We start from the raw sequence: 21,398 nt of genomic DNA, 5'->3' as shown, positions 1-21,398 counted from the left end.
TGCAAAGACTTCCATATAAAACTATTATATGTTCTAGTGATTAGCACTCATATTAAAAGAGTGCTAACAAAGAATAAGCTTAATATATAGGAGGCAATTATCATGAAGTTAGTACCTTTAGGTGACAGAGTCGTATTAAAGCAGTTAGTTGCAGAGGAAACTACGAAATCCGGTATCGTTCTTCCCGGACAGAGCAAGGAGAAGCCCCAGCAGGCAGAAGTTGTGGCGGCAGGTCCTGGCGGCATGGTGGACGGCAAGGAAGTCAAGATGGAAGTAAAGGTCGGCGACAATGTTATTTATTCAAAGTATGCGGGCACGGAAGTGAAGCTTGACGAGGAAGAATTCATCATTGTAAAGCAGAGTGATATTCTGGCGATTATTAACAACTAGGAAATGGAAATCTTATATCAATCATAGAAAACGGAGGCATAATCATTATGGCAAAAGAGATTAAATACGGAGCGGAAGCCCGTGCGGCATTAGAGTCCGGTGTCAATCAGCTGAGCGATACGGTGAGAGTAACCCTGGGACCCAAAGGAAGGAATGTGGTATTGGATAAATCCTTCGGCGCTCCCCTGATCACCAATGACGGTGTAACCATTGCAAAGGAAATCGAGCTGGCAGACGCATTTGAGAATATGGGTGCACAGCTGGTGAAGGAAGTGGCCACCAAGACCAACGATGTGGCCGGTGACGGTACCACCACGGCAACCGTGCTTGCACAGGCCATGGTAAACGCGGGAATCAAGAACCTGGCTGCAGGTGCGAATCCCATTATTCTGAGAAAGGGAATGAAGAAGGCCACCGGCTGTGCGGTAGATGCCATTTCCCAAATGAGTCAGAAGGTAAACGGCAAAGAGCATATTGCCAGAGTTGCTGCCATTTCCGCAGGAGATGAAGAGGTAGGACAGCTGGTGGCGGACGCCATGGAAAAGGTAAGCGGAGACGGTGTCATCACCATCGAAGAGTCCAAGACCATGCAGACCGAACTGGATCTGGTAGAAGGTATGCAGTTTGACAGGGGTTATATCTCCGCTTATATGGCAACAGATATGGATAAGATGGAAGCTACTCTTGAGAATCCCTGCATTTTGATTACAGATAAGAAGATCTCCAACATTCAGGAGATACTGCCTCTGCTGGAGCAGGTGGTACAGTCCGGCGCGAAGCTGCTGATCATCGCCGAGGACGTGGAGGGCGAAGCTCTGACCACCCTGATTGTCAACAAGCTGCGCGGAACCTTCAATGTAGTGGCAGTAAAGGCTCCCGGCTACGGCGACAGAAGGAAAGAGATGCTGCAGGATATCGCCATTCTGACCGGCGGTACCGTAATCAGCTCCGATCTTGGCTATGAGCTGAAGGATGTGACCATGGATATGCTGGGCCATGCGAAATCCGTAAAGGTGCAGAAAGAGAATACCGTCATCGTGGACGGCGAGGGTGAGAAGGATGAAATCCAGGCACGCATCGCCCAGATTAAGAAGCAGATCGAAGAGACAACTTCTGATTTCGACAGAGAAAAGCTCCAGGAGAGACTGGCTAAGCTGGCCGGCGGTGTGGCAGTGATTCGCGTGGGTGCGGCTACAGAGACCGAGATGAAAGAGGCGAAGCTCCGTATGGAAGACGCTCTGGCAGCTACCAGGGCAGCTGTGGAGGAAGGTATCATCTGCGGCGGCGGTTCTGCTTATATTCATGCGGCCAAGGAAGTCGCGAAGATGGCAGAAGGTCTGGAAGGCGACGAGAAGACCGGTGCGAACATCGTGCTGAAGGCTCTGGAATCCCCTCTGTACCACATTGCAGCCAATGCGGGACTGGAAGGCAGCGTAATTATCAACAAGGTGAGAGAGTCCGAAGTGGGCGTTGGCTTTGACGTTCTGAAGGAAGAGTATGTGGATATGGTACAGGCAGGCATCCTTGACCCTGCAAAGGTTACCAGAAGCGCTCTGCAGAATGCCACCAGCGTGGCGAGCACTCTGCTGACCACCGAGAGTGTTGTGGCCAACATCAAGGAGGAGACTCCCGCAATGCCCGCAGGTGCCGGCGGCATGGGCGGAATGATGTAATACCATGCATGTAAAATAAAGTAGAAGTCAGGTCCCCGGGTTTCAGGCAGTATTATATATATTGTCTGTGGAACCGGGGGCTTTTGCGTGGACCAGAAACCGAAAGAATTTGCATAATAGAATCCTGTTTTGCATTGTATTATCCAAATTTATATGATAGAATCCATTTGACAGCGGAAAAACAGCAACAGTTCGGTGTCCTGCCTGAATTGTTACGAAAGATATGGTGTCTCAGAAGAATACGAAAGTTGATAAGGAGAAAAAGCAGTGCGGCAGTTGAAAGAGGATATTAGTTTCTTTTTACATCAGAAGATGTTCGTGGTAATACTGGCTCTGACAGCATTAGGGAGTTATGGATTTGCCGTTACTCATGAGAGCATAGGGATAGACGACACCATGGTCGATGTGTATCTGAATGATGGAATAGAAGTACTGATGGGCCGCTGGACTATCTATTTGATAAATAAGCTGTTCTATCTGGGAGAATTTATGCCACACATAACGGAAATCGGGGGGGTAATGATTCTGCTGTTGTCAGTTGTGCTGTATTGTATATTGCTCAGGCGCATTTTGGGAGAAAAGATTGGAATCGGAGGTTATACCGCATTTGCATGTGCCTTTATTTCACAACCGTTTTTAGGAGGCCTGTATCTGTATTACTATCATAGTGGTATGGATGTAGGGTATTTGGCATTGGCCCTCTCCCTGCTGTTCTTGCTGGAGAGTTTTGGTCGGAAGGGGAAAAAGTACTTTGCATATCTGACAGGCAGTATGTTGGGGCTTTGGATTGCGGTGGGGTGCTATGAATCCTTTATTATTTTATACATTATGGGGCTCATAATGATTCTGTTTTTCAGAGGTATGACAGATCAAAATAAACTGACCTTCAAGCTGATATTTCAAAAACTGGCCCTGTGTGCAGGTCTGATTGTCGGATGCCTGGTTTTGCGAGCTGTGATACAGAAGGTACTGATTGCGATTTTTTCCATACAGTCAGAATATTCTGTGGAGTCCAGAGCATTGACCGCCTGCCTTGAATTTTTTTCGGATGGAAACGGACTTCAGAATGCGTTTATGCTGATTAAAAAATATTGGCTGCAGTATTTCGTAAATGCGGTAGTCTATTTTCCGGTTCTGGTGTATGTGATGTCGATGGTTGTATTTGCGGTTGCTGCCGGGGTATTGACAGTGAAAAGGAAAACAGGATGCTATCTGTTGTTGTTTTTGGGCATGATGACGACGCCTTTTCTTCTCACTTTGGTAGAGATGATGCCGCCTTTGTACAGAACCTGTCAGTTTATGCCTTTTTTTATCGGCTGTGCAGTATTGCTGTTTTATTTGGTCTGTAATCATAAACGTTGGAAGAAATATGGCTGTGTTGTATTTGGATTTGTGGCAGCCATGTTAATATGGAATCAGGCATATGAGATGAATCGTATTTTTTATATGGATTATAAACGGTATCAGTACGAGAAAGAAGTGTTGACAGACATTGCGAAAGAAGTCACCCAAAAATATGGGCGGGGATCAACGGTAATTTTTACCGGACACTATAGCTCTCCTTATGAGCTGGCGGATTACTACTATATTGATTATTCTTCGAAAGAGTTTGGATTAATATGCAGATTGACGGATTGGCTGGACCCGCATTTGAAAGAGAAGTATTATTCGCCATATGGTTATACTTTCGCCTTTGACATGTATCATTCAATGATCGAGTGGGGAATGTACGCTTTTGAGTATCCGGGCAGGGAATTTGTTAATTTCCTTCGCATGCATGGATATAGTCTGCAGACAGTGTATGAGGAAGCGTTGATACAGAAAGCAGACATTTATTCCGAAAACCTGCCGAATTGGCCGGAGGAAGGGTCTGTCACGGAGATGGACGGATATGTGATTGTTCACTTTTGACAAGTGCGGATATAAAATGCAGAAAGGATATAAAAAGTATGAATCGTTTCGAGTATATCGTTATGGAAATAGACGGAGATTATGCCCGTCTAAAACGTACGGACATAGAGTCCGAAGAACTGAAGCTGGTGGCGAGAGCGCTTCTGCCGCCGGAGATCACGGAAGGAACGAAACTTCTGTATGAGTGGATGAGTTACAGCATCCTGGAATAATGGGATTGGAGAGTGGTAAAAGCGTCGTGTTGCGGCGCTTTTTATGTTACAGGAAAGCCTGCCCCCCAATTTTTACTTCTTACACACGGAAATTAACCTCTTGCACAGAAAGGGTTTACAGATGCGGAATTATCTGTATACTGAAAAGTACATAAAGAAACGGAAAGCTAAACTGTTGCAGTCGCCGTGACGGCAGAGGAAAAGGGATGAAGGTAAAGATTGAGATTGAAGAAGACCTGACGGAGGAAGAAGTGATTATTCGATGCGGAAGCTTGAATGATACAGTGGTCAGTCTTCAGAACTACATATCGAAACAGGGCAACAGTAAGAGATGTCTTTCCCTGAAAAACGGCGGAACAGAATTTTTCGTGCCCATGGAGGAAATCTATTTCTTCGAGACGGAGGGAAGAGAGCTGCGGGCCCATACCGCAGACAACATGTTTCTCTGCGAGTATAAACTGTATGAGCTGGAAGAACTTCTGCCGGGCTGCTTTATGAGAATCTCAAAGTCCACCATTGCCAATCTGGATTTTGTCTGGTCTGTGACAAAGAACCTGACCGCATCCAGTCTGGTGGAATTTGTGGGAAGCAATAAAAAGGCAATGCTGTCCAGGGCTTACTATAAGGTTGTGACGGAGAGGCTGATGGCGAGGAAGCTTGGACTGTAAATGATTGGGATGAAGAGAAAGAGAGGTAGAAATAATGAGAGGTAAAAACAATGTTTTCTGGGGAATTATGCTTGTGCTGGGGGCTGTGGTGCTTCTGGTGGGCAGAATGGGATACCTGGAGGGTATCGGCGTCAGCTCCATTCTGCTGAATATTGCACTGGCTGCGATTCTGATCAAAGGGATTTTCAGGAGAAGATTCGGCACGATTCTGTTTTCCCTTGCCTTTCTGGTCATTATCAACGATGAACTGCTGCATCTGGAAGCCATTACCCCCTGGCCCGTCCTGGGGGCGGCGCTTTTGGGTACCATAGGACTGAACCTCCTGTTTCCGGGGTTTAAATATGGGAGAAGATTTGTCCCGCGTATCGGGAGTGGGATCCACTGGAGAAACGGGGGAACTTTGAACGGCAATGACAGTAACGGTGGGGTGGTATCCTTTGACAATGTGTTCGGCAGTACGGTGAAATACATTTCCGGTGCGGTCAGCTTTGTTGGCATAGACAATGTGTTCGGCTCCATGGAAGTATATTTTACAGATGCCTGCCTGATGAACAATAATGCCGGCATCACTGTGGATCTGGTATTCGGAGAAGTGGTGCTCTATGTGCCGGCTTCGTGGAAGGTGGAGGCGAAGACGGAAAATATATTCGGATCCACGGATATGAGCGGAAGGGGCACCGGCGACGGGGAAAATGTTCTGTGTGTGGGAGGCTCTGTGGTATTCGGACATCTGGGAATTGTGTATGTGTAGATTATTTTGGAAAAAATACAAAAAAATGCAATTCGTTCTTTGCGGGTTGCATTTTTTGTGTTATACTGTTACAGACAATAATCATGGGGTTCCATGCGGTTTCGGATTGAATACCCCGGATGTTAAATTGTTCGTATTTATTTATTATAAATGGAGGACTGAGAGCATGAGTACTACTTCAAAAGCGAGCCAAAGAATTACAGCTTTGCTCGATGACAACAGTTTCGTTGAAATTGGCGGACTTGTAACTGCAAGAGCTACTGATTTCAATATGAAACCCAATGAAACTCCTTCTGACGGTTGTATTACCGGCTACGGAGTAATAGGTGGTAAGCCTGTGTATGTGTACAGCCAGGATGCTTCCGTAATGAACGGAACCATCGGTGAGATGCACGCCAGAAAGATTACCAATCTCTATGACCTGGCAATGAAGACAGGCTCTCCCGTAATCGGCCTGATCGATTCCGCGGGACTGAGACTGCAGGAGGCGGCGGATGCGCTGAATGCATTTGGCGCCATCTACATGAAGCAGACACTGGCTTCCGGTGTAATTCCCCAGATTACTGCCGTGCTGGGCAGCTGCGGCGGCGGACTTGCCCTGTTCCCGACGCTGACGGATTTTACCTTCATGGAAGAGAAAAACGGGAAGCTTTTCGTCAACGCTCCCAATGCGCTTGACGGAAATTCGGTTGCAAAGTGTGATTCTTCCAGCGCTGTGTTCCAGTCCGAGGAAAGCGGTATTGTGGATGTGGTGGCGGACGAGGCGACGATTCTGACCAAAATCAGAGATCTGATTGCGTTCCTGCCTGCCAACAGCAGCGAGGGCAGCGATATTGTGGAATGCACGGACGATCTGAACCGTGTAAACGAAGAACTGGCGGGCTGTGCCGGAGATACATCCATTGCACTTTCCATTCTGGCTGACAATAACGACTTCTTTGAAGTGAAAGCCGGTTACGGTAAGGATATGGTTGTGGGCTTCCTGAAGCTGGACGGCGTGACAGTGGGTGCCGTTGCAAACCGCAGCGAGATCTGCGACGAAGAAGGCCAGGTTGCGGAGAAGCTGGATGCGGTTCTGTCGGAGCAGGGCTGCGAGAAAGCGGCAGATTTTGTGAATTTCTGTGATGCATTTGAAATTCCGGTGCTGACCCTCACCAATGTGAAGGGATATAAGGCCACTGTGTGTTCCGAAAAGGGAATTGCCAGAGCGGCGGCCAGACTGACTTATGCTTTTGCAAATGCCACTGTTCCCAAAGTGAATGTCATTGTGGGCAAGGCCCTGGGAACCGCTGCCACTGTAATGAACTCCAAGGCAATCGGTGCGGATATGACTTTTGCATGGCCGGGTGCTCAGATAGGCACTATGGAGAGCAAGCTGGCTGCAAAGATTATGTATGACGGTCAGGGTGCAGGTGTCATCAATGAAAAGGCAGCAGAGTATGAGGCACTGCAGCTGAGTGCGGGAAGCGCCGCGCGGAGAGGATATGTGGACAGTATCGTGGAGGCGGCCGACACCAGGAAGTATGTCATCGCCGCTTTTGAAATGCTCTTTGCCGATCGTCCCGTAAAAAAGCACGGAACAGTATAGAAAGGGTGATTATAAAATGAAGAAATTTTTGACTTTACTGTGTATGATTACCTGTATCTTCGGACTGAGCGCCTGCGGAAGCGAGGAAGTGCTGACGGAATATGAGCAGTATAAGGTAAGCAACGCACAGCAGCTGGCGGACGAGATGGTTCTCTATCTGTTTTCGCAGTATATGGACGACGAGGCGGCATCTGTTTTCGATGAATATACGGCGGAAGAGATTGAGTATCTGCTGAATAACCAGTACAATATCAGCGTCGATGGAAACGCGTTTGCCTCGGCTATGAAATCTTTTCACTCCGCGAAAGACACTGTGGGTGCCATCACGGAGACGGGAGGAAGCAGTGCCAGAATAAAAGGTGATCAGATTATTGTGGAAGTGGAAGTCACCGGCGAGAAGAAAAGTGCCACGGCAGAGGTGATTTTCTCCAATGATATGTTTATGAAGCTGGAGTCAGCGGCCCTGAATCCCAAGTCTACCGTGGGAGAACTGATGGGAAAAGCAGGCCTGAATACGCTGATCGGTATGGGAACTGTGTTCGCGGTATTGATTCTGATCAGTGCGATTATATCCTGCTTCAAGCTGATCTCGAAGGCTCAGGAGAGGAAAGACAGGAAAAAAGAGCCGGTGAAAGAAGCCACAGGGGTTGACAACGCGGTGACGCAGATTGCAGTGCAGGAGGAGGCCGTGGAAGAGACCGACGATCTGGAGCTGGTAGCCGTGATTGCGGCTGCCATTGCAGCGAGCCAGGGAGCTGCCTCCACGGACGGACTGGTAGTGCGTTCTGTGAGAAGGCGTCAGGCTTAAGGCCGGATTCGTAATTGTAGTTCAGGAATGACTGTTGCGGGCGGAGTCCCACAGACAGTCAGGTGATTTATAAAATAAGACAAAAAGGCGATTCTATTTAGGAGGAAATAAGAATGAAAAACTATACAATTACCGTGAACGGAAATGTATATGATGTGGTAGTGGAAGAAGGCACATCCGGAGCTCCCGTGGCAGCAAAAGCACCTGCCGCCCCCAAAGCGGCTCCCAAGGCAGCCCCCGCGGCGGCAGCTCCTGCGCCCGGTGCAGCCGGCGGTGCGGGAAGCATTAAGATTGAAGCCGGTGCGGCAGGAAAGGTATTCAAGCTGGAGAAGAAAGTTGGAGATGCCGTGAAAAAGGGAGATGCCGTTGTGATTATTGAGGCAATGAAGATGGAGATTCCTGTTGTGGCTCCCGAAGACGGCACGGTTGCAAGCGTTGACGTGGCAGTGGGCGATGCCGTGGAGGCAGGTGCTGTATTAGCTACCTTGAATTAAATTGCCGCCGTTGTACGTCAGCGGTATGAAAGAACAACAGGAGGTCAACAAATGGATTATATAGGTTCTACGCTGAACAACCTCATTCATCAGACTGCATTTTTTAACCTGACCTGGGGAAATTATCTGATGATAGCGGTTGCATGCTTTTTCCTTTACCTGGCTATCCGGCATGAGTTTGAACCCTTGCTTCTGACTCCCATAGCCTTCGGCATGTTGTTGGTCAATATTTATCCCGACATCATGCTTCATGCGGAGGACGCCTCGAACGGTGTGGGCGGACTGCTGTATTATTTCTATTTACTGGACGAGTGGGCGATTCTGCCGTCTCTGATTTTCATGGGTGTAGGTGCCATGACGGATTTCGGTCCGCTGATTGCCAATCCCAGGAGCTTTTTGCTGGGTGCCGCCGCGCAGTTCGGTATCTTTGCGGCATATTTCGGAGCCATTTTCTTAGGCTTCAATGATATGGCAGCTGCGGCGATTTCCATCATCGGCGGTGCTGACGGACCTACCTCTATCTTCCTGGCCAGCAAGCTGGGACAGACGGCGATTCTGGGACCCATTGCGGTGGCGGCCTACTCCTACATGTCGCTGGTGCCTATTATTCAGCCGCCTATCATGAAGCTTTTCACCACAGAAGCAGAGCGGAAGATTAAAATGGGTCAGCTTCGACCTGTATCCAAGCTGGAGAAGATTCTCTTCCCCATTATCGTGACCATTGTGGTATGTCTGATACTGCCTACCACCGCTCCGCTGGTTGGTATGCTGATGCTGGGTAACCTGTTCAGAGAGTCCGGCGTTGTCAGACAGCTTACCGAGACCGCATCCAACGCATTGATGTATATTGTAGTTATCCTGCTGGGTACCTCCGTGGGCGCTACCACCAGTGCGGAAGCATTCCTGAATCTGGATACGCTTAAAATCGTGGCGCTGGGACTGGTTGCCTTTGCCTTTGGTACGGCGGCCGGTGTTCTCTTCGGCAAGATTATGTGCAAACTGAGCGGAGGCAAGATCAATCCTCTGATTGGTTCCGCCGGTGTGTCAGCTGTGCCTATGGCGGCCCGTGCGTCCCAGAAAGTGGGAGCGGAAGCAGACCCCACCAACTTCCTGCTGATGCATGCCATGGGACCCAACGTTGCAGGCGTAATCGGAACAGCCGTGGCAGCCGGTACTTTCATGGCCATTTTCGGAGTATTTTAAGCAATAAGTGCATTGCTTAAGCCAGGCAGTTAACCTTAACTAAAATATATATGGAGGAAATTCGTAAATGTCAGAACAAGTAAAAAAACCGATAAAAATTACGGAAACCATACTGCGTGACGCGCACCAGTCTCTGATTGCCACCAGAATGCCCACGGATTTTATGCTTCCTATTGTAGAGAAGATGGATAAAGTGGGATATCATTCTGTAGAGTGCTGGGGCGGGGCAACCTTTGACGCTTCCCTTCGTTTCCTGAAGGAAGATCCCTGGGACAGACTTCGGAAGCTGCGTGACGGGTTTAAGAATACGAAGCTGCAGATGCTTTTCCGCGGACAGAATATTCTGGGCTACAGACCTTACGCGGACGATGTTGTGGATGCATTCGTTCAGAAGTCCATTGCAAACGGAATTGACATTATCCGTATCTTTGACTGTCTCAACGATCTGCGCAATCTGCAGGAAGCGGTAAATGCTACCAACAGAATGAAGAAGCAGGAAGGCAGAGGCCATGCGCAGATTGCGCTGTCCTACACCCTGGGCGATGCCTATACGCTGGAGTACTGGGCCAGCACGGCAAAGAAAATCGAGGAGATGGGAGCGGATTCCATCTGTATCAAGGATATGGCAGGTCTGCTGGTGCCTTACAAGGCGTCCGAGCTGATTAAGGCCATGAAGGAGAACACAAAGCTTCCGATTCAGCTGCATACCCACTATACTTCCGGCGTGGCCAGCATGACTTACCTGAAGGCGGTGGAGGCCGGGGTGGATGTCATCGACACCGCCATGAGTCCTCTTGCCCTGGGAACATCACAGCCTGCCACAGAGGTTATGGTGGAGACCTTCCGGGATACTCCTTATGACACAGGCTTTGACCAGAATCTGCTGGCAGAAATCGCAGATTACTTCCGTCCTTACAGAGATGAGTGCCTGAAGAGCGGTCTGCTGAACCCGAAGGTAATGGGCGTCGATATCAAGACTCTGCTTTACCAGGTGCCCGGCGGCATGCTTTCCAACATGGTGAGCCAGCTGAAGGAGCAGAATGCGGAGGACAGATATTACGATGTGCTTCGTGAGATTCCCGAAGTCCGCAAGGATCTGGGTGAGCCCCCTCTGGTGACTCCTTCTTCTCAGATCGTGGGTACGCAGGCAGTGTTCAATGTGCTCATGGGTGAGAGATACAAGATGGCCACCAAGGAGACCAAAGCAGTGCTGCGCGGCGAGTATGGTCAGACCATTAAGCCCATGAACCAGGAAGTCATCGACAAGGTTATCCCCGGCGAGGAGAGAATTACCTGCCGTTATGCGGATATGCTGGAGAATGAAATGGATAAGCTGGAGTCCGAGATGAGCGAGTGGAAGCAGCAGGACGAGGACGTACTGAGCTATGCGCTGTTCCCTCAGGTTGCCATGGACTTTTTCAAATATCGTCAGGCACAGCAGGAGAAGGTGGATATGACACAGGCAGATACCCAGAACGGAGCTTATCCTGTCTGAGATATGATTTGAGTTTTGAATAATAAAATGCGGTTTCCAGGGTGTCTTCAGGGGCACCCTGGAAATTCTGCAACAGAGAGCAGATAAATCTATCGGGTGGAAACGGATTGCGGAGGAGAGAAGATTTGGGCAGAGTGATAGTTGTGGGCGGAGGTGCCGCGGGAATGATTGCCGCGGTGGCGGCTGCGGACAGAGGCAACAGTGTATACCTGATAGAGAAGAATGAAAAGCTGGGGAAAAAGCTTTTTATTACAGGAAAAGGACGATGTAATGTGACCAATGCCGGGGATATGGATACACTTTTTGCCAATGTCCGTATCAACGGTAAATTTTTGTACAGCGCATTCTATGAGTACGACAATCTGGCCATTATGGATTTCCTGGAACAGGCAGGCTGCCCGTTGAAGACGGAGCGGGGGGAGCGGGTCTTTCCCCGGTCGGACCATTCTTCGGATGTCATAGGGGCATTCCAGCGGGAATTGAAAAAAAGAGGTGTTCAGGTTCTTTTGAATGCGGAGGTTCGGGAACTGATACTTGAGCAGAGAGATTCCGGCGAAATGCGGCAGGAAACCGGATCTGCCCGGCAGGAAACCGGCAGAGGCCGGGAGGAAGCGAACAAAGCGGGAGAAGATGGCAAAACGGAAAGGAATCCGACCAGAACAGCTTTACAGAGAAGAATCGCAGGTGTCAGACTGTCGGACGGCCGGGAACTTTGGGCGGACAGCTGCATAGTCTGCACGGGAGGTCTCTCCTATCCGGCCACCGGTTCCACCGGCGATGGATATCGTTTCGCGGAGGAGACCGGCCACAGAGTTACGGAGCGTGTGCCCGGTCTGGTTCCCTTTCGAATCCGGGAGAACTGGTGCAGCCGGCTGATGGGGCTTTCGCTCAGAAATGTCTCTCTGCGCATGGTATGCGGAGGCCGTGAAGTCTATCAGGGCTTTGGAGAAATGCTGTTCACCCATTTCGGCGTCAGCGGTCCCCTCATTCTGTCGGCCAGCAGCTTTTTCGGGCAGCGCGGAAAAGGAAAGGCGGGCCGGGGGGAAAAGGGGGAGAGTCAGACAGTGCTTTATCTGGATCTGAAGCCCGCACTGGAACCGGAACAGCTGGACAGGCGCCTGCTGAGGGACTTTGAGGAGAATAAAAATCGACAGTTCAAAAATGCTCTGGGCGGATTGTTCCCTGCAAGGCTGATTCCTGTGATGATGGAGCTGTCCGGGATTCATCCTGACAAAAAAGTGAATGAAATTACCCGGGAAGAGAGGCGTGCCTTCGGGGAGCTGATGAAAAACCTGCCGATGACGGTGACAGGGCTTCGGGGGTTTGAGGAGGCGATTATCACCAGAGGCGGCATTGATGTGAAGGAGATCAATCCTTCCACCATGGAGTCGAAGAAAGTACGGGGCCTGTATTTTGCGGGAGAGGTGCTGGATCTGGACGCGTTGACAGGCGGCTTTAATCTGCAGATTGCCTGGTCCACGGGACATCTGGCCGGAAGCAGTGTGTAAAGTGCGCTGAACATCGGCAGGGCCAGAGAAAAGCAGCGGCGGGTTCTCAAGGAGAAAAGCCGGAATAAATCGGAATGGAGAAAGTGATGAGTTTTAACGTAGCAATCGACGGGCCTGCAGGGGCGGGCAAAAGCACTGTGGCAAAAGCAGTGGCGAAGAAATGGAATCTGATTTATGTGGACACAGGGGCAATGTACCGGGCAATGGCGCTGTTTATGATGCGGGAAGGCGTAAATCTGCAGGATGAAGAAGCCATTGCCGGGAAGTGTCGTGAGGCGCATATCACCATTCGGTATGAGAATGGGACACAGGTTGTCTTTTTAAATGAAGAAAATGTAAATGCGCTTATCCGTACGGAGGAGGTAAGTCATGCCGCTTCCCTTGTCAGCGTGATTCCGGATGTGCGCAGGGCCATGGTGGAGCTTCAGAAGAAGCTGGCGGCAGACAGCGACTGCATTATGGACGGACGTGATATCGGCACCTGTGTACTGCCCGGCGCACAGCTGAAAATCTATCTCACGGCCAGCAGCACAGTGCGGGCCGGAAGAAGATATGAAGAACTGACAGCCAGAGGAGTAAGCTGTGACCTGAATCAGATTCAGGCAGATATAGAGGAGAGAGATTACAGAGACATGCACAGAGAAATTTCCCCTCTGAGACAGGCTGAGGACGCCATATTGGTGGATACGTCGGAGATGACCCAGGAGGAAGTGATTTCCGCCGTTTCCCGGCTGTGCGGTAAAGCAGGTGCCTTACAGATCCGGTGAATGGAAGCTGAAGCGGCCGTGAATATTAAAAATGAGAAACGCAGCTGTTTCGGCTGCAGAATTCCGGGAGGTTTTCATGGAAGTAAGACTTGCGGAATGCACCGGTTTTTGCTTTGGTGTAAAACGTGCGGTAGATACTGTGTATGAACAGTTAAAAAACGGGAAGACTATATATACCTATGGTCCTGTTGTAAACAATGAGGAAGTGGTGAAGGATTTGACTCAGAAAGGAGTCAGGGTTCTGGAAACGAAGGAAGACCTGATGAAGCTTCTGGAAGAAGTCGGTCCGGGGGCGGACTCCTGTGAGAAAAATGAGAACTGCAGTGTGATTATCCGCGCCCATGGCGTACCGGAGGAAATCTACCGTCTTCTGGAGGAGAGGAAAGTGGAGTGCGTTGACGCCACCTGCCCTTTTGTGAGGAGAATCCAGAAAAAGGCGGAAGAGGAAAGCCGAAAGGGAAATCATGTGGTCATTGTGGGAAATGCGGGACATCCGGAGGTGGAAGGGATTGTAGGGTGGTGTAAAGGGGACGTCACGGTTCTGAGAGACGAACAGGAAGCAGAAGCGTTTCTTCCTCCGGGAGACAAAAATATATGTGTGGTTGCTCAAACGACATTTAACTACAACAATTTTCAAGGCATAGTTGAAATTTTGGAAAAAAAAGGTTATAATGGTAGTGTTGTAAATACTATCTGTAACGCTACGGAGGAACGACAGCGTTCGGCAAGGGCGCTTGCGGCAGCGGCTGACGTAATGATTGTGATAGGTGGCAGGCACAGTTCCAATACCAGGAGACTATATGAAATCTGCAGTGAGGAGTGTGCGAATACCTATTTTATACAGACACTGGAGGACTTGTGTTTAGAATTGCCTAAAACTGCTCGACTGGTGGGTATTACAGCGGGGGCTTCCACCCCAAACAAATTAATTGAGGAGGTTCAAAATTATGTCAGAATTAACTTTTGAACAGATGTTGGAAGAATCTATTAAATCGATACACTCAGGAGAGGTAGTCGAAGGTACAGTTATTGACGTGAAGCCCGATGAAATTGTTCTGAACATTGGTTATAAGTCTGACGGTATCCTGACCAGAAGTGAGTATACCAATGATTCCAGTGTAGATCTTACCAAAGTAGTAAAGCCAGGTGACACCATGGAGGTGAAAATCCTGAAGGTGAATGACGGTGAGGGACAGGTTGTACTGACGTATAAGCGTCTTGCTGCCGACAGAGTGAACAAGAGAATTGAAGAAGCGTACAACAATCAGGAAGTGATGAAGGCGCCGGTTGTTCAGGTGATGGAAGGCGGACTGGGTGTGGTTGTGGAAGAAGCGAGGATATTCATTCCGGCCAGCCTTGTGTCCGACATTTATGAGAAGGATCTGAGCAAATATCTCGGACAGGAGATAGAGTTTGTGATCAGCGAGTATAATCCGAAGAGGAGAAGATACATCGGTGACCGGAGACGCCTGATTTCTGCCCGGAAGGCAGAGCTTCAGAAGGAACTTTTCGAGAGAATTCACGAGGGAGATATTGTTGCCGGTGTGGTGAAAAACGTTACTGATTTCGGCGCATTTGTGGATTTGGGAGGAGCGGACGGACTGCTTCACATTTCCGAGATGTCCTGGGGACATGTGGAACATCCCAGAAAAGTATTCAAGGTAGGAGATGAGCTGAATGTGCTGATCAAGGAAATCAACGGCAGCAAGATAGCATTGTCTCTGAAATTTGAAGATGAGAATCCCTGGAAAAATGCGGCTGAGAAATACGCTGTGGGAAATGTAGTTGCCGGCAAAGTCGCAAGAATGACGGATTTTGGTGCATTTGTTGAGCTGGAGCCCGGAATTGACGCATTGCTTCATGTGTCACAGATATCAAAGGAGCATGTGGAGAAGCCTGCGGATGTGCTGAGTATCGGTCAGGAAGTGACTGCGAAGATTGTGGACTTCAATGAGGCGGATAAGAAGATCTCACTGAGCGTTAAGGCAATGGCAGCTTCTCCGGCGCGGGAAGAGCAGGATGAAGATGTGGTTTCAGTGGATATCGATGCGGTGATTACAGCCCAGGCGGAGGATGATGCCCAATAATGACAGTTTTACCCACGATATACGGCTATGAATATTTTAAGAGGGAAGTCCTGTCTCTGACGGGAATCGATTTGAACTGTTATAAGGAAAACCAGATGAAACGCCGTATTGATACCCTGATTGCAAAGCGTGGTATCCAGGGGTATGACAGATATGTATCAGCGCTCAGGACCGACAGGGGAGTGCTGGAAGAGTTTGTGGCATATATCACCATCAATGTATCCCAGTTTTACCGTGATCCGGATCAGTGGAAGGTGATGGAGGAGAAAGCGATTCCGGAGCTGATTGCCAGATTCGGTAAGCGGCTGAAGATATGGAGTGCGGCCTGTTCCACAGGAGACGAGCCATACTCGCTGGTCATGGCCATGTCCAGATATATTCCGCTGAGTGATATCAGAATCTATGCCACTGATTTGGATAAGCAGGTGATTGAAAAAGCAAAAGCGGGTCTGTATTCTGATAAAAGTATTGCGACGGTACCTGCGGATCTGAGAAGGCGATATTTCAGACCGGCCGGCGAAGACTATAAAATATCTGAAGAGATAAAAGCCTGTGTGGAATTCAGGGAACATAATCTGCTGAAGGATGCATATCCGACAGGGTGTCACATGATTGTCTGCCGCAATGTGCTCATTTACTTTACTGAGGTGGCTAAAGACCAGGTGTTCCGCAGGTATTTTACATCTCTTATAAGCGGCGGGCTGCTTTTTATCGGGAGCTCGGAACAGATTATGAATCATAAAGAGATCGGATATCTGAGGAAAAATGCTTTTTACTATCAAAAGCCATGAGAGACAGTGAGAAAGCTGTCGCCCCAACTGACAGAGCAGTTGGGGCGGCAGCTTTTCAATGGAAAGTACAGATGTGGTTCCGACTGATTGCAAACCAACTAATAAGTGAAAACCATCATATTCAGAACATGCATGGCATAGGTAGAAAAAGCAGCCTTATTTTTCTTCAGCTCGTCGGTCAGCTCAAAGAACAGTTCATGACTTTTGTACTCCCGCTTGAAGAAAGGAGTGAACAACAGATCCCACTGGGGCAGATAGGACGAAACCTTTCGGGTGTAGCAGTTGGCAGCGGAAGCAGGAATCCGATATTCTCTGCTCACAAAACCGGCTACGGATTTATGAAGGGCCACGTCTTCATCGGGAAGATAGTAATAGTCATGATAATTGGAATAAAAATATTTCAATTCCTCCTCATAGATGGGAATTTTCAGAGAGCACTCTGTACCTTCCCCCCGGAAGAAACAATGACTGACATTTGCAGATATCGGCTTAGGCAGCGGAATATCCAGATTAAACATGAGGATCAATTCTCTGCGTCTGTTGCCGTTTAAATCCCTGTAGGAATTTGCCTGTGCCTTTCTGACTTTTACGGGCTGATTGAACAAGTCATAACAGGCAAGCATGGGAAGAATTTCCAGCATACCTTTTAAATCTTCCGCATTGTGAAGAAAGAGAGCGTTTTCTGCGAACTCGGAAGGATTTTTTACATAATCCAGATAAATGCCGATAAGCTCGCTGGCTGTAAACGCATCCTTGCGGGTCACACCCAGAAAGTTCTCCAGGGCCTTCTGCTTACAGCTGGGCAGCTTCAGAAAATACCGGTAAGGTGAAATCCTTTTATACAGATCAATACCTCTGAAATTGTCAAAACTATAGGGCAGTGACAGCAGTTCACATTTCTGCGTGATAAAGGGCAGATCAAAATTATTGCCGTTGAAATGAATCAGATAGCGGTATAGTTTGGCAAAGTCAAAAAAGGCCTTCAGCACATCCGCTTCCTGCTCGCGATTTTCGGCCATCCATTGAATGGTCCGCCACTCGCCGGCCAGATAGTACGCACAGCCTATGAGATACAGACCGGAGGTCCTGGCAGTGAAACCGGTGGTTTCAATATCGATAAAAAGAATGCGCTCCAGGGGTGCAAGTCTGTTCAGGGGATAGGAAATGGAAAAATTATCCATTGTTTCCTCGCAAATTTTCATGACGACCTCCGTTTCTATAAAGATGATGGCTCTGTTATTAATATGATATCATGGTTTGTATTTTAAACAGGGTATTTATGGGTTCCCGAAGCGGTTCCTGCAATATGGACACATTATATCATAAATTTATTTTTTCCAGTAGTATTTTGTAAAAAAAAATAGTATATTTATATGTAGATTTATTTTGCATCTTAAATAAGGATTTCAGTATGATCCTGGAAAGGACTTAAGAAAAGCGTATGGCGAAGTTTACATTTGTAGGCGGTATACACCCCTACGACGGAAAAGCTCTGTCAAAAGACAAACCCATTCGGGAAATTCTGCCCGGGAGCGAAGTGGTATATCCACTGTCGCAGCACATCGGCGCACCTGCCGCGCCGATTGTGGCCAAAGGGGACAGAGTGCTTGTGGGGCAGAAAATCGGAGAGAGCGGGGGATTTGTCTCAGCGCCCATACATACGGCGGTATCCGGTACCGTCAAAGCCATAGAGCCCAGACGGGTGGCCACAGGCGATATGGTGACAAGTATTATCGTGGAAAACGACGGGCTTTATGAAGAGACAGAGCTTCTGCCGTTGAAGAATCCGGAGAAAAGGAGCCGGGAGGAAATCATCGGCGCAATCAGAGAGGCGGGAATCGTGGGCATGGGCGGAGCCGGTTTTCCCACGCATGTAAAGCTGTCTCCCAGGGAACCTGATAAAATTGATTATGTGATTGCAAATTGTGCGGAATGCGAACCCTATCTGACTTCCGATTACCGCAGAATGCTGGAGGAACCGGAGAAGCTGATCGGCGGATTGAAAATCATGCTGATGCTGTTTCCCAATGCCCATGGAATTCTGGCGGTGGAGGACAACAAGCCGGATTGCATCGCTCTGCTGAAGCAGATGGCGAAGGATGAACCGAAGATCAGTGTCTGCGCGCTGAAGACAAAGTATCCTCAGGGCGGGGAGCGACAGCTGATTTATGCCGTTACCGGCAGAAGAATCAATTCTACCATGCTGCCTGCGGATGTAGGCTGTGTGGTGAACAATGTGGACACCGTCGTCGCCATATACCGGGCGGTCAGAGAGGGCAGGCCGCTGATGGAGCGAATTGTCACCGTTACGGGAGATGCGGTGGCCGACCCTGCTAATTTCCGTGTGCGTATCGGGACAGCATATGAGGAAATCCTGGCAGCGGCAGGAGGATTCCGGGAGAAGCCGGAGAAAATTGTCTGCGGGGGACCTATGATGGGCTTTGCCATGTATCATCTGAATATCCCTGCCACGAAGACCTCCACGGCACTGCTGGGGCTGACAAGGGATGAAGTGTCCGCCATGGAGCCGGGGCCCTGCATCAACTGCGGGCGATGTGTGGAGGTCTGTCCCGGGAGAGTGGTTCCCAGCAGGCTTGCGGACTATGCGGAGCATTCTGACGAAGAGGCCTTTCTGGCGAACTACGGCATGGAATGCTGCGAGTGCGGCTGCTGCAGTTTTGTCTGCCCGGCCAGGAGACAGCTGACACAGCAGATTAAGTCCATGAGAAAAATTCAGCTGGCCAAAAGAAAAAAATAATCAGGAGAAAAACCATGAGCGAATTGTTTAGAGTATCCTCCAATCCTCATATTCGTTCCAGAGTGACGACCAACGGGCTGATGCTGGCGGTGATTGTGGCCCTGATGCCCGCGGCAGGTTTCGGAATCTATAATTTCGGCCCCAGGGCTCTGGCAGTGATTCTGGTGACGATAGCGAGTACGGTGTTGACGGAATTTTTATTCGGATTTTGTAAATGGAAAGGAACTGTGCTGGCCCATCTCACTGTTGCGGACTTGTCCGCGGTGGTGACGGGACTTTTGCTGGCGCTGAATCTGCCGGTGAGTATTCCGCTGTGGATGGCTGCACTGGGCGGTGTGTTTGCCATTCTGGCGGTGAAGATGCTGTTCGGCGGTCTGGGGCAGAATTTTATGAATCCTGCGCTGGCGGCAAGGTGCTTTCTGCTGATTTCCTTTCCCACGGCCATGACAGCCTTCGACTGCGATGCCTATACGGGAGCCACACCGCTGGCGGCGCTGAAGGCAGGGGAGCAGGTGAACGTGCTCGATATGGTCATCGGCCGCACGGCGGGAACCATAGGAGAGACTTCGGTGATTGCCATTCTGGCAGGAGCCTGCATTTTAATTCTGCTGGGAGTCATTGATCTGCGGATTCCAGGCAGTTACATAGTGACTTTTGTACTTTTTGCGGGAATCTTCGGCGGACACGGTTTTAATCCGTCCTGGCTCTCCGCGCAGCTTTCCGGAGGCGGTCTGATGCTGGGAGCCTTTTTCATGGCAACGGACTATGTGACCCGGCCGATTACGGCGAAGGGGCAGTATGTGTTCGGCGTCTTTCTGGGGCTGATGACGGGAATATTCCGTATCTTCGGGCCCGGTGCGGAGGGCGTTTCCTATGCCATTATTCTGGGCAACCTGCTGGTGCCGCTGATTGAAAAATATACGAGGCCTGTTGCCTTCGGATACAGGAAGGGAGGAAAGCGCCGTGAAAAATAAGAGCGATGCAAATGTGATGTTGAAGGAAGCGGGCATCCTCTTTGCCATTACGCTGATAGCGGGTCTGCTTCTGGGCGTGGTCAACGAACTGACTGTGGAACCTATCCGCATACAGCAGGAGAAAGCTGTACAGGAGGCCTGCAGAGCCGTGTTCGAGACGGCGGCTTCCTTTGAGGAGCTGCAGTTCACACCAGAGCCAGAACTGCAGGAAGAGCTTGCCGGCATGGGAGTGAAAATCGGGAGCGTCTATGAAGCGGCAGGAAGCGACGGTGCGCTTCAGGGATATGTGGTGGAATCCGTCTCTACAGAAGGATACGGCGGGAATATTGTGCTGTATCTGGGAGTGACGCTGGACGGAACGTTGAATGATATCTCAATTCTGGAGATATCGGAGACTGCCGGACTGGGTATGCTGGCGCCGGAGGAGCTGGTTCCGCAGTTCCACCAGAAAAACGTGGACAGCTTTGTCTATACGAAGACAGGGGCCGCCGCCGAGAATGAAATTGATGCCATGGCCGGGGCGACTATTACCACAAAGGCGGTGACCAATGCGGTGAACGGAGGATTAAAGGCAGCAAATGCTTTGATGGGAGGTGGCCAAAATGAATAAAGCGGGAGAAAGACTATATAACGGTCTCGTGAAAGAGAATCCCACGCTTGTGCTGATGCTGGGAATGTGTCCCACACTGGCAGTCACCACTTCGGCCATGAACGGACTGGGAATGGGCCTCACCACCATGGTGGTTCTGGCGCTCAGCAACCTGCTGATTTCTCTGCTGAGGAATCTGATTCCGAACAGAGTGAGAATTCCGGCGTTTATCGTCATTATCGCGTCTTTTGTGACGGCGGTGCAGCTTCTGCTGGAGGCATATCTCCCCTCGCTGAACAAGTCTCTGGGGGTGTATATTCCGCTGATTGTGGTGAACTGTATCATTCTGGGCCGGGCAGAGAGCTATGCGTATTCCAATCCTGTGATTCCATCGCTCTTTGACGGAATTGGAATGGGGCTGGGATTTTCAATCGCGCTGACCTGCATTGGAGCGGTGCGGGAACTTCTGGGTGCCGGTGAAATCTTCGGCTGCGGAATTTTTCCGGAGTCCTTTCAGCCGATTCGCATTTTCGGGCAGGCACCGGGAGCATTTTTTGTGCTGGCGGCACTGACCGCTCTCCAGAATTATGTGAAAAACAGGAGAAAGTCAGCCGGAAAGGCATACGAAAAGATTGGATCCGGGTGCAGCGAAGACTGTATGAACTGCAGGGACAGTAAGGGATGTACGAAGAAGTTCTATGATGAAGCGGGCAAGGAGGACAGATAAATGG

General features: G+C 49.6%; 21 protein-coding genes. 20 read left to right on the top strand and 1 reads right to left on the bottom strand.

From position 1 onward, the window contains the following. Positions 1-102: 102 nt before the first annotated feature. The 16 genes from NSB25_RS04420 to NSB25_RS04345 all read left to right on the top strand — a co-directional run bounded on the left by NSB25_RS04420 (position 103) and on the right by NSB25_RS04345 (position 16,346). Positions 103-390 carry a co-chaperone GroES gene (locus NSB25_RS04420; protein WP_103238035.1) on the top strand — a complete coding sequence of 96 codons (288 nt, stop codon included), beginning with the start codon at positions 103-105 and terminating at the stop codon, positions 388-390. Between the two features lie 47 nt (positions 391-437). Further along, the gene (gene groL / locus NSB25_RS04415) at positions 438-2,063 is read left to right on the top strand and encodes a chaperonin GroEL (RefSeq protein WP_103238036.1); all 1,626 of its coding nucleotides are present in this window, start codon (positions 438-440) and stop codon (positions 2,061-2,063) included. Positions 2,064-2,330: 267 nt separating this feature from the next. Then, positions 2,331-3,974, top strand: coding sequence for a glucosyltransferase domain-containing protein (locus tag NSB25_RS04410; RefSeq protein WP_146039963.1), 1,644 nt, complete (start codon positions 2,331-2,333; stop codon positions 3,972-3,974). Positions 3,975-4,012: 38 nt separating this feature from the next. Next, positions 4,013-4,186 (top strand): chorismate--pyruvate lyase, encoded by a 174-nt coding sequence (locus NSB25_RS04405; RefSeq protein ID WP_103238227.1) that lies wholly within the window; start codon positions 4,013-4,015, stop codon positions 4,184-4,186. Positions 4,187-4,392: 206 nt separating this feature from the next. Beyond that, the gene (locus tag NSB25_RS04400; RefSeq protein WP_103238038.1) at positions 4,393-4,854 is read left to right on the top strand and encodes a LytTR family DNA-binding domain-containing protein; all 462 of its coding nucleotides are present in this window, start codon (positions 4,393-4,395) and stop codon (positions 4,852-4,854) included. A gap of 34 nt (positions 4,855-4,888) precedes the next feature. Further along, the gene (locus NSB25_RS04395; RefSeq protein ID WP_103238039.1) at positions 4,889-5,605 is read left to right on the top strand and encodes a LiaF domain-containing protein; all 717 of its coding nucleotides are present in this window, start codon (positions 4,889-4,891) and stop codon (positions 5,603-5,605) included. Between the two features lie 166 nt (positions 5,606-5,771). Continuing rightward, a complete protein-coding gene (locus NSB25_RS04390) occupies positions 5,772-7,193 on the top strand; it encodes an acyl-CoA carboxylase subunit beta (RefSeq protein WP_103238040.1) in 1,422 nt (473 codons plus the stop codon). Positions 7,194-7,209: 16 nt separating this feature from the next. Further along, on the top strand, positions 7,210-8,001 hold the full coding sequence (locus tag NSB25_RS04385; RefSeq protein WP_103238041.1) for an OadG family protein: 792 nt from the start codon (positions 7,210-7,212) through the stop codon (positions 7,999-8,001). A 113-nt stretch (positions 8,002-8,114) separates the two neighbouring features. Further along, positions 8,115-8,495: a biotin/lipoyl-containing protein gene (locus NSB25_RS04380; RefSeq protein WP_103238042.1), complete on the top strand. Its 381-nt coding sequence runs from the start codon at positions 8,115-8,117 to the stop codon at positions 8,493-8,495. A 51-nt stretch (positions 8,496-8,546) separates the two neighbouring features. Continuing rightward, positions 8,547-9,698: a sodium ion-translocating decarboxylase subunit beta gene (locus NSB25_RS04375; protein WP_103238043.1), complete on the top strand. Its 1,152-nt coding sequence runs from the start codon at positions 8,547-8,549 to the stop codon at positions 9,696-9,698. Between the two features lie 67 nt (positions 9,699-9,765). Beyond that, positions 9,766-11,193 carry an oxaloacetate decarboxylase subunit alpha gene (locus tag NSB25_RS04370; protein WP_103238044.1) on the top strand — a complete coding sequence of 476 codons (1,428 nt, stop codon included), beginning with the start codon at positions 9,766-9,768 and terminating at the stop codon, positions 11,191-11,193. 125 nt (positions 11,194-11,318) lie between these two features. Further along, positions 11,319-12,701: a BaiN/RdsA family NAD(P)/FAD-dependent oxidoreductase gene (locus tag NSB25_RS04365; protein WP_103238045.1), complete on the top strand. Its 1,383-nt coding sequence runs from the start codon at positions 11,319-11,321 to the stop codon at positions 12,699-12,701. 86 nt (positions 12,702-12,787) lie between these two features. Next, on the top strand, positions 12,788-13,468 hold the full coding sequence (gene cmk, locus NSB25_RS04360; protein ID WP_103238228.1) for a (d)CMP kinase: 681 nt from the start codon (positions 12,788-12,790) through the stop codon (positions 13,466-13,468). 76 nt (positions 13,469-13,544) lie between these two features. Beyond that, a complete protein-coding gene (gene ispH / locus NSB25_RS04355) occupies positions 13,545-14,435 on the top strand; it encodes a 4-hydroxy-3-methylbut-2-enyl diphosphate reductase (protein WP_103238229.1) in 891 nt (296 codons plus the stop codon). Then, on the top strand, positions 14,416-15,555 hold the full coding sequence (gene rpsA, locus NSB25_RS04350) for a 30S ribosomal protein S1 (protein ID WP_103238046.1): 1,140 nt from the start codon (positions 14,416-14,418) through the stop codon (positions 15,553-15,555). The genes ispH and rpsA overlap by 20 nt, the downstream gene beginning before the upstream one ends. Further along, the gene (locus NSB25_RS04345) at positions 15,555-16,346 is read left to right on the top strand and encodes a CheR family methyltransferase (protein ID WP_103238047.1); all 792 of its coding nucleotides are present in this window, start codon (positions 15,555-15,557) and stop codon (positions 16,344-16,346) included. The genes rpsA and NSB25_RS04345 overlap by 1 nt, the downstream gene beginning before the upstream one ends. A 98-nt stretch (positions 16,347-16,444) precedes the next feature. On the opposite strand, the gene NSB25_RS04340 is transcribed toward NSB25_RS04345, so the two are convergent. Next, positions 16,445-17,548, bottom strand: coding sequence for a ribonuclease H-like domain-containing protein (locus NSB25_RS04340; protein ID WP_103238048.1), 1,104 nt, complete (start codon positions 17,546-17,548; stop codon positions 16,445-16,447). Positions 17,549-17,787: 239 nt separating this feature from the next. Here NSB25_RS04340 and rsxC point away from each other — a divergent pair, with 239 nt between their 5' ends. From rsxC to rsxE, 4 genes are read left to right on the top strand one after another with little or no spacing between them, the layout of a single operon-like run. Beyond that, positions 17,788-19,104, top strand: coding sequence for an electron transport complex subunit RsxC (gene rsxC / locus NSB25_RS04335; protein WP_103238049.1), 1,317 nt, complete (start codon positions 17,788-17,790; stop codon positions 19,102-19,104). Positions 19,105-19,118: 14 nt separating this feature from the next. Continuing rightward, positions 19,119-20,078 carry an RnfABCDGE type electron transport complex subunit D gene (locus NSB25_RS04330; protein ID WP_103238050.1) on the top strand — a complete coding sequence of 320 codons (960 nt, stop codon included), beginning with the start codon at positions 19,119-19,121 and terminating at the stop codon, positions 20,076-20,078. Continuing rightward, positions 20,068-20,688 carry an FMN-binding protein gene (locus NSB25_RS04325; protein ID WP_242982282.1) on the top strand — a complete coding sequence of 207 codons (621 nt, stop codon included), beginning with the start codon at positions 20,068-20,070 and terminating at the stop codon, positions 20,686-20,688. The genes NSB25_RS04330 and NSB25_RS04325 overlap by 11 nt, the downstream gene beginning before the upstream one ends. Beyond that, positions 20,681-21,394 carry an electron transport complex subunit RsxE gene (gene rsxE, locus NSB25_RS04320; protein WP_103238051.1) on the top strand — a complete coding sequence of 238 codons (714 nt, stop codon included), beginning with the start codon at positions 20,681-20,683 and terminating at the stop codon, positions 21,392-21,394. The genes NSB25_RS04325 and rsxE overlap by 8 nt, the downstream gene beginning before the upstream one ends. Positions 21,395-21,398 lie beyond the last annotated feature (4 nt).

This window comes from Acetatifactor muris, from assembly GCF_024623325.1.
GTDB lineage: Bacteria > Bacillota > Clostridia > Lachnospirales > Lachnospiraceae > Acetatifactor > Acetatifactor muris.
Note: the sequence above shows the minus strand (reverse complement) of the source record. Positions and strands in the feature narration are given on the sequence as shown.

Coding starts and splice junctions, on each gene's coding strand:
- NSB25_RS04420 (WP_103238035.1), top strand. CDS start 103: ATGAAGTTAGTACCTTTAGGTGACAGAGTCGTATTAAAGCAGTTAGTT.
- groL (WP_103238036.1), top strand. CDS start 438: ATGGCAAAAGAGATTAAATACGGAGCGGAAGCCCGTGCGGCATTAGAG.
- NSB25_RS04405 (WP_103238227.1), top strand. CDS start 4,013: ATGAATCGTTTCGAGTATATCGTTATGGAAATAGACGGAGATTATGCC.
- NSB25_RS04400 (WP_103238038.1), top strand. CDS start 4,393: ATGAAGGTAAAGATTGAGATTGAAGAAGACCTGACGGAGGAAGAAGTG.
- NSB25_RS04395 (WP_103238039.1), top strand. CDS start 4,889: ATGAGAGGTAAAAACAATGTTTTCTGGGGAATTATGCTTGTGCTGGGG.
- NSB25_RS04390 (WP_103238040.1), top strand. CDS start 5,772: ATGAGTACTACTTCAAAAGCGAGCCAAAGAATTACAGCTTTGCTCGAT.
- NSB25_RS04385 (WP_103238041.1), top strand. CDS start 7,210: ATGAAGAAATTTTTGACTTTACTGTGTATGATTACCTGTATCTTCGGA.
- NSB25_RS04380 (WP_103238042.1), top strand. CDS start 8,115: ATGAAAAACTATACAATTACCGTGAACGGAAATGTATATGATGTGGTA.
- NSB25_RS04375 (WP_103238043.1), top strand. CDS start 8,547: ATGGATTATATAGGTTCTACGCTGAACAACCTCATTCATCAGACTGCA.
- NSB25_RS04370 (WP_103238044.1), top strand. CDS start 9,766: ATGTCAGAACAAGTAAAAAAACCGATAAAAATTACGGAAACCATACTG.
- cmk (WP_103238228.1), top strand. CDS start 12,788: ATGAGTTTTAACGTAGCAATCGACGGGCCTGCAGGGGCGGGCAAAAGC.
- ispH (WP_103238229.1), top strand. CDS start 13,545: ATGGAAGTAAGACTTGCGGAATGCACCGGTTTTTGCTTTGGTGTAAAA.
- rpsA (WP_103238046.1), top strand. CDS start 14,416: ATGTCAGAATTAACTTTTGAACAGATGTTGGAAGAATCTATTAAATCG.
- NSB25_RS04345 (WP_103238047.1), top strand. CDS start 15,555: ATGACAGTTTTACCCACGATATACGGCTATGAATATTTTAAGAGGGAA.
- NSB25_RS04340 (WP_103238048.1), bottom strand. CDS start 17,548: ATGAAAATTTGCGAGGAAACAATGGATAATTTTTCCATTTCCTATCCC.
- rsxC (WP_103238049.1), top strand. CDS start 17,788: ATGGCGAAGTTTACATTTGTAGGCGGTATACACCCCTACGACGGAAAA.
- NSB25_RS04330 (WP_103238050.1), top strand. CDS start 19,119: ATGAGCGAATTGTTTAGAGTATCCTCCAATCCTCATATTCGTTCCAGA.
- rsxE (WP_103238051.1), top strand. CDS start 20,681: ATGAATAAAGCGGGAGAAAGACTATATAACGGTCTCGTGAAAGAGAAT.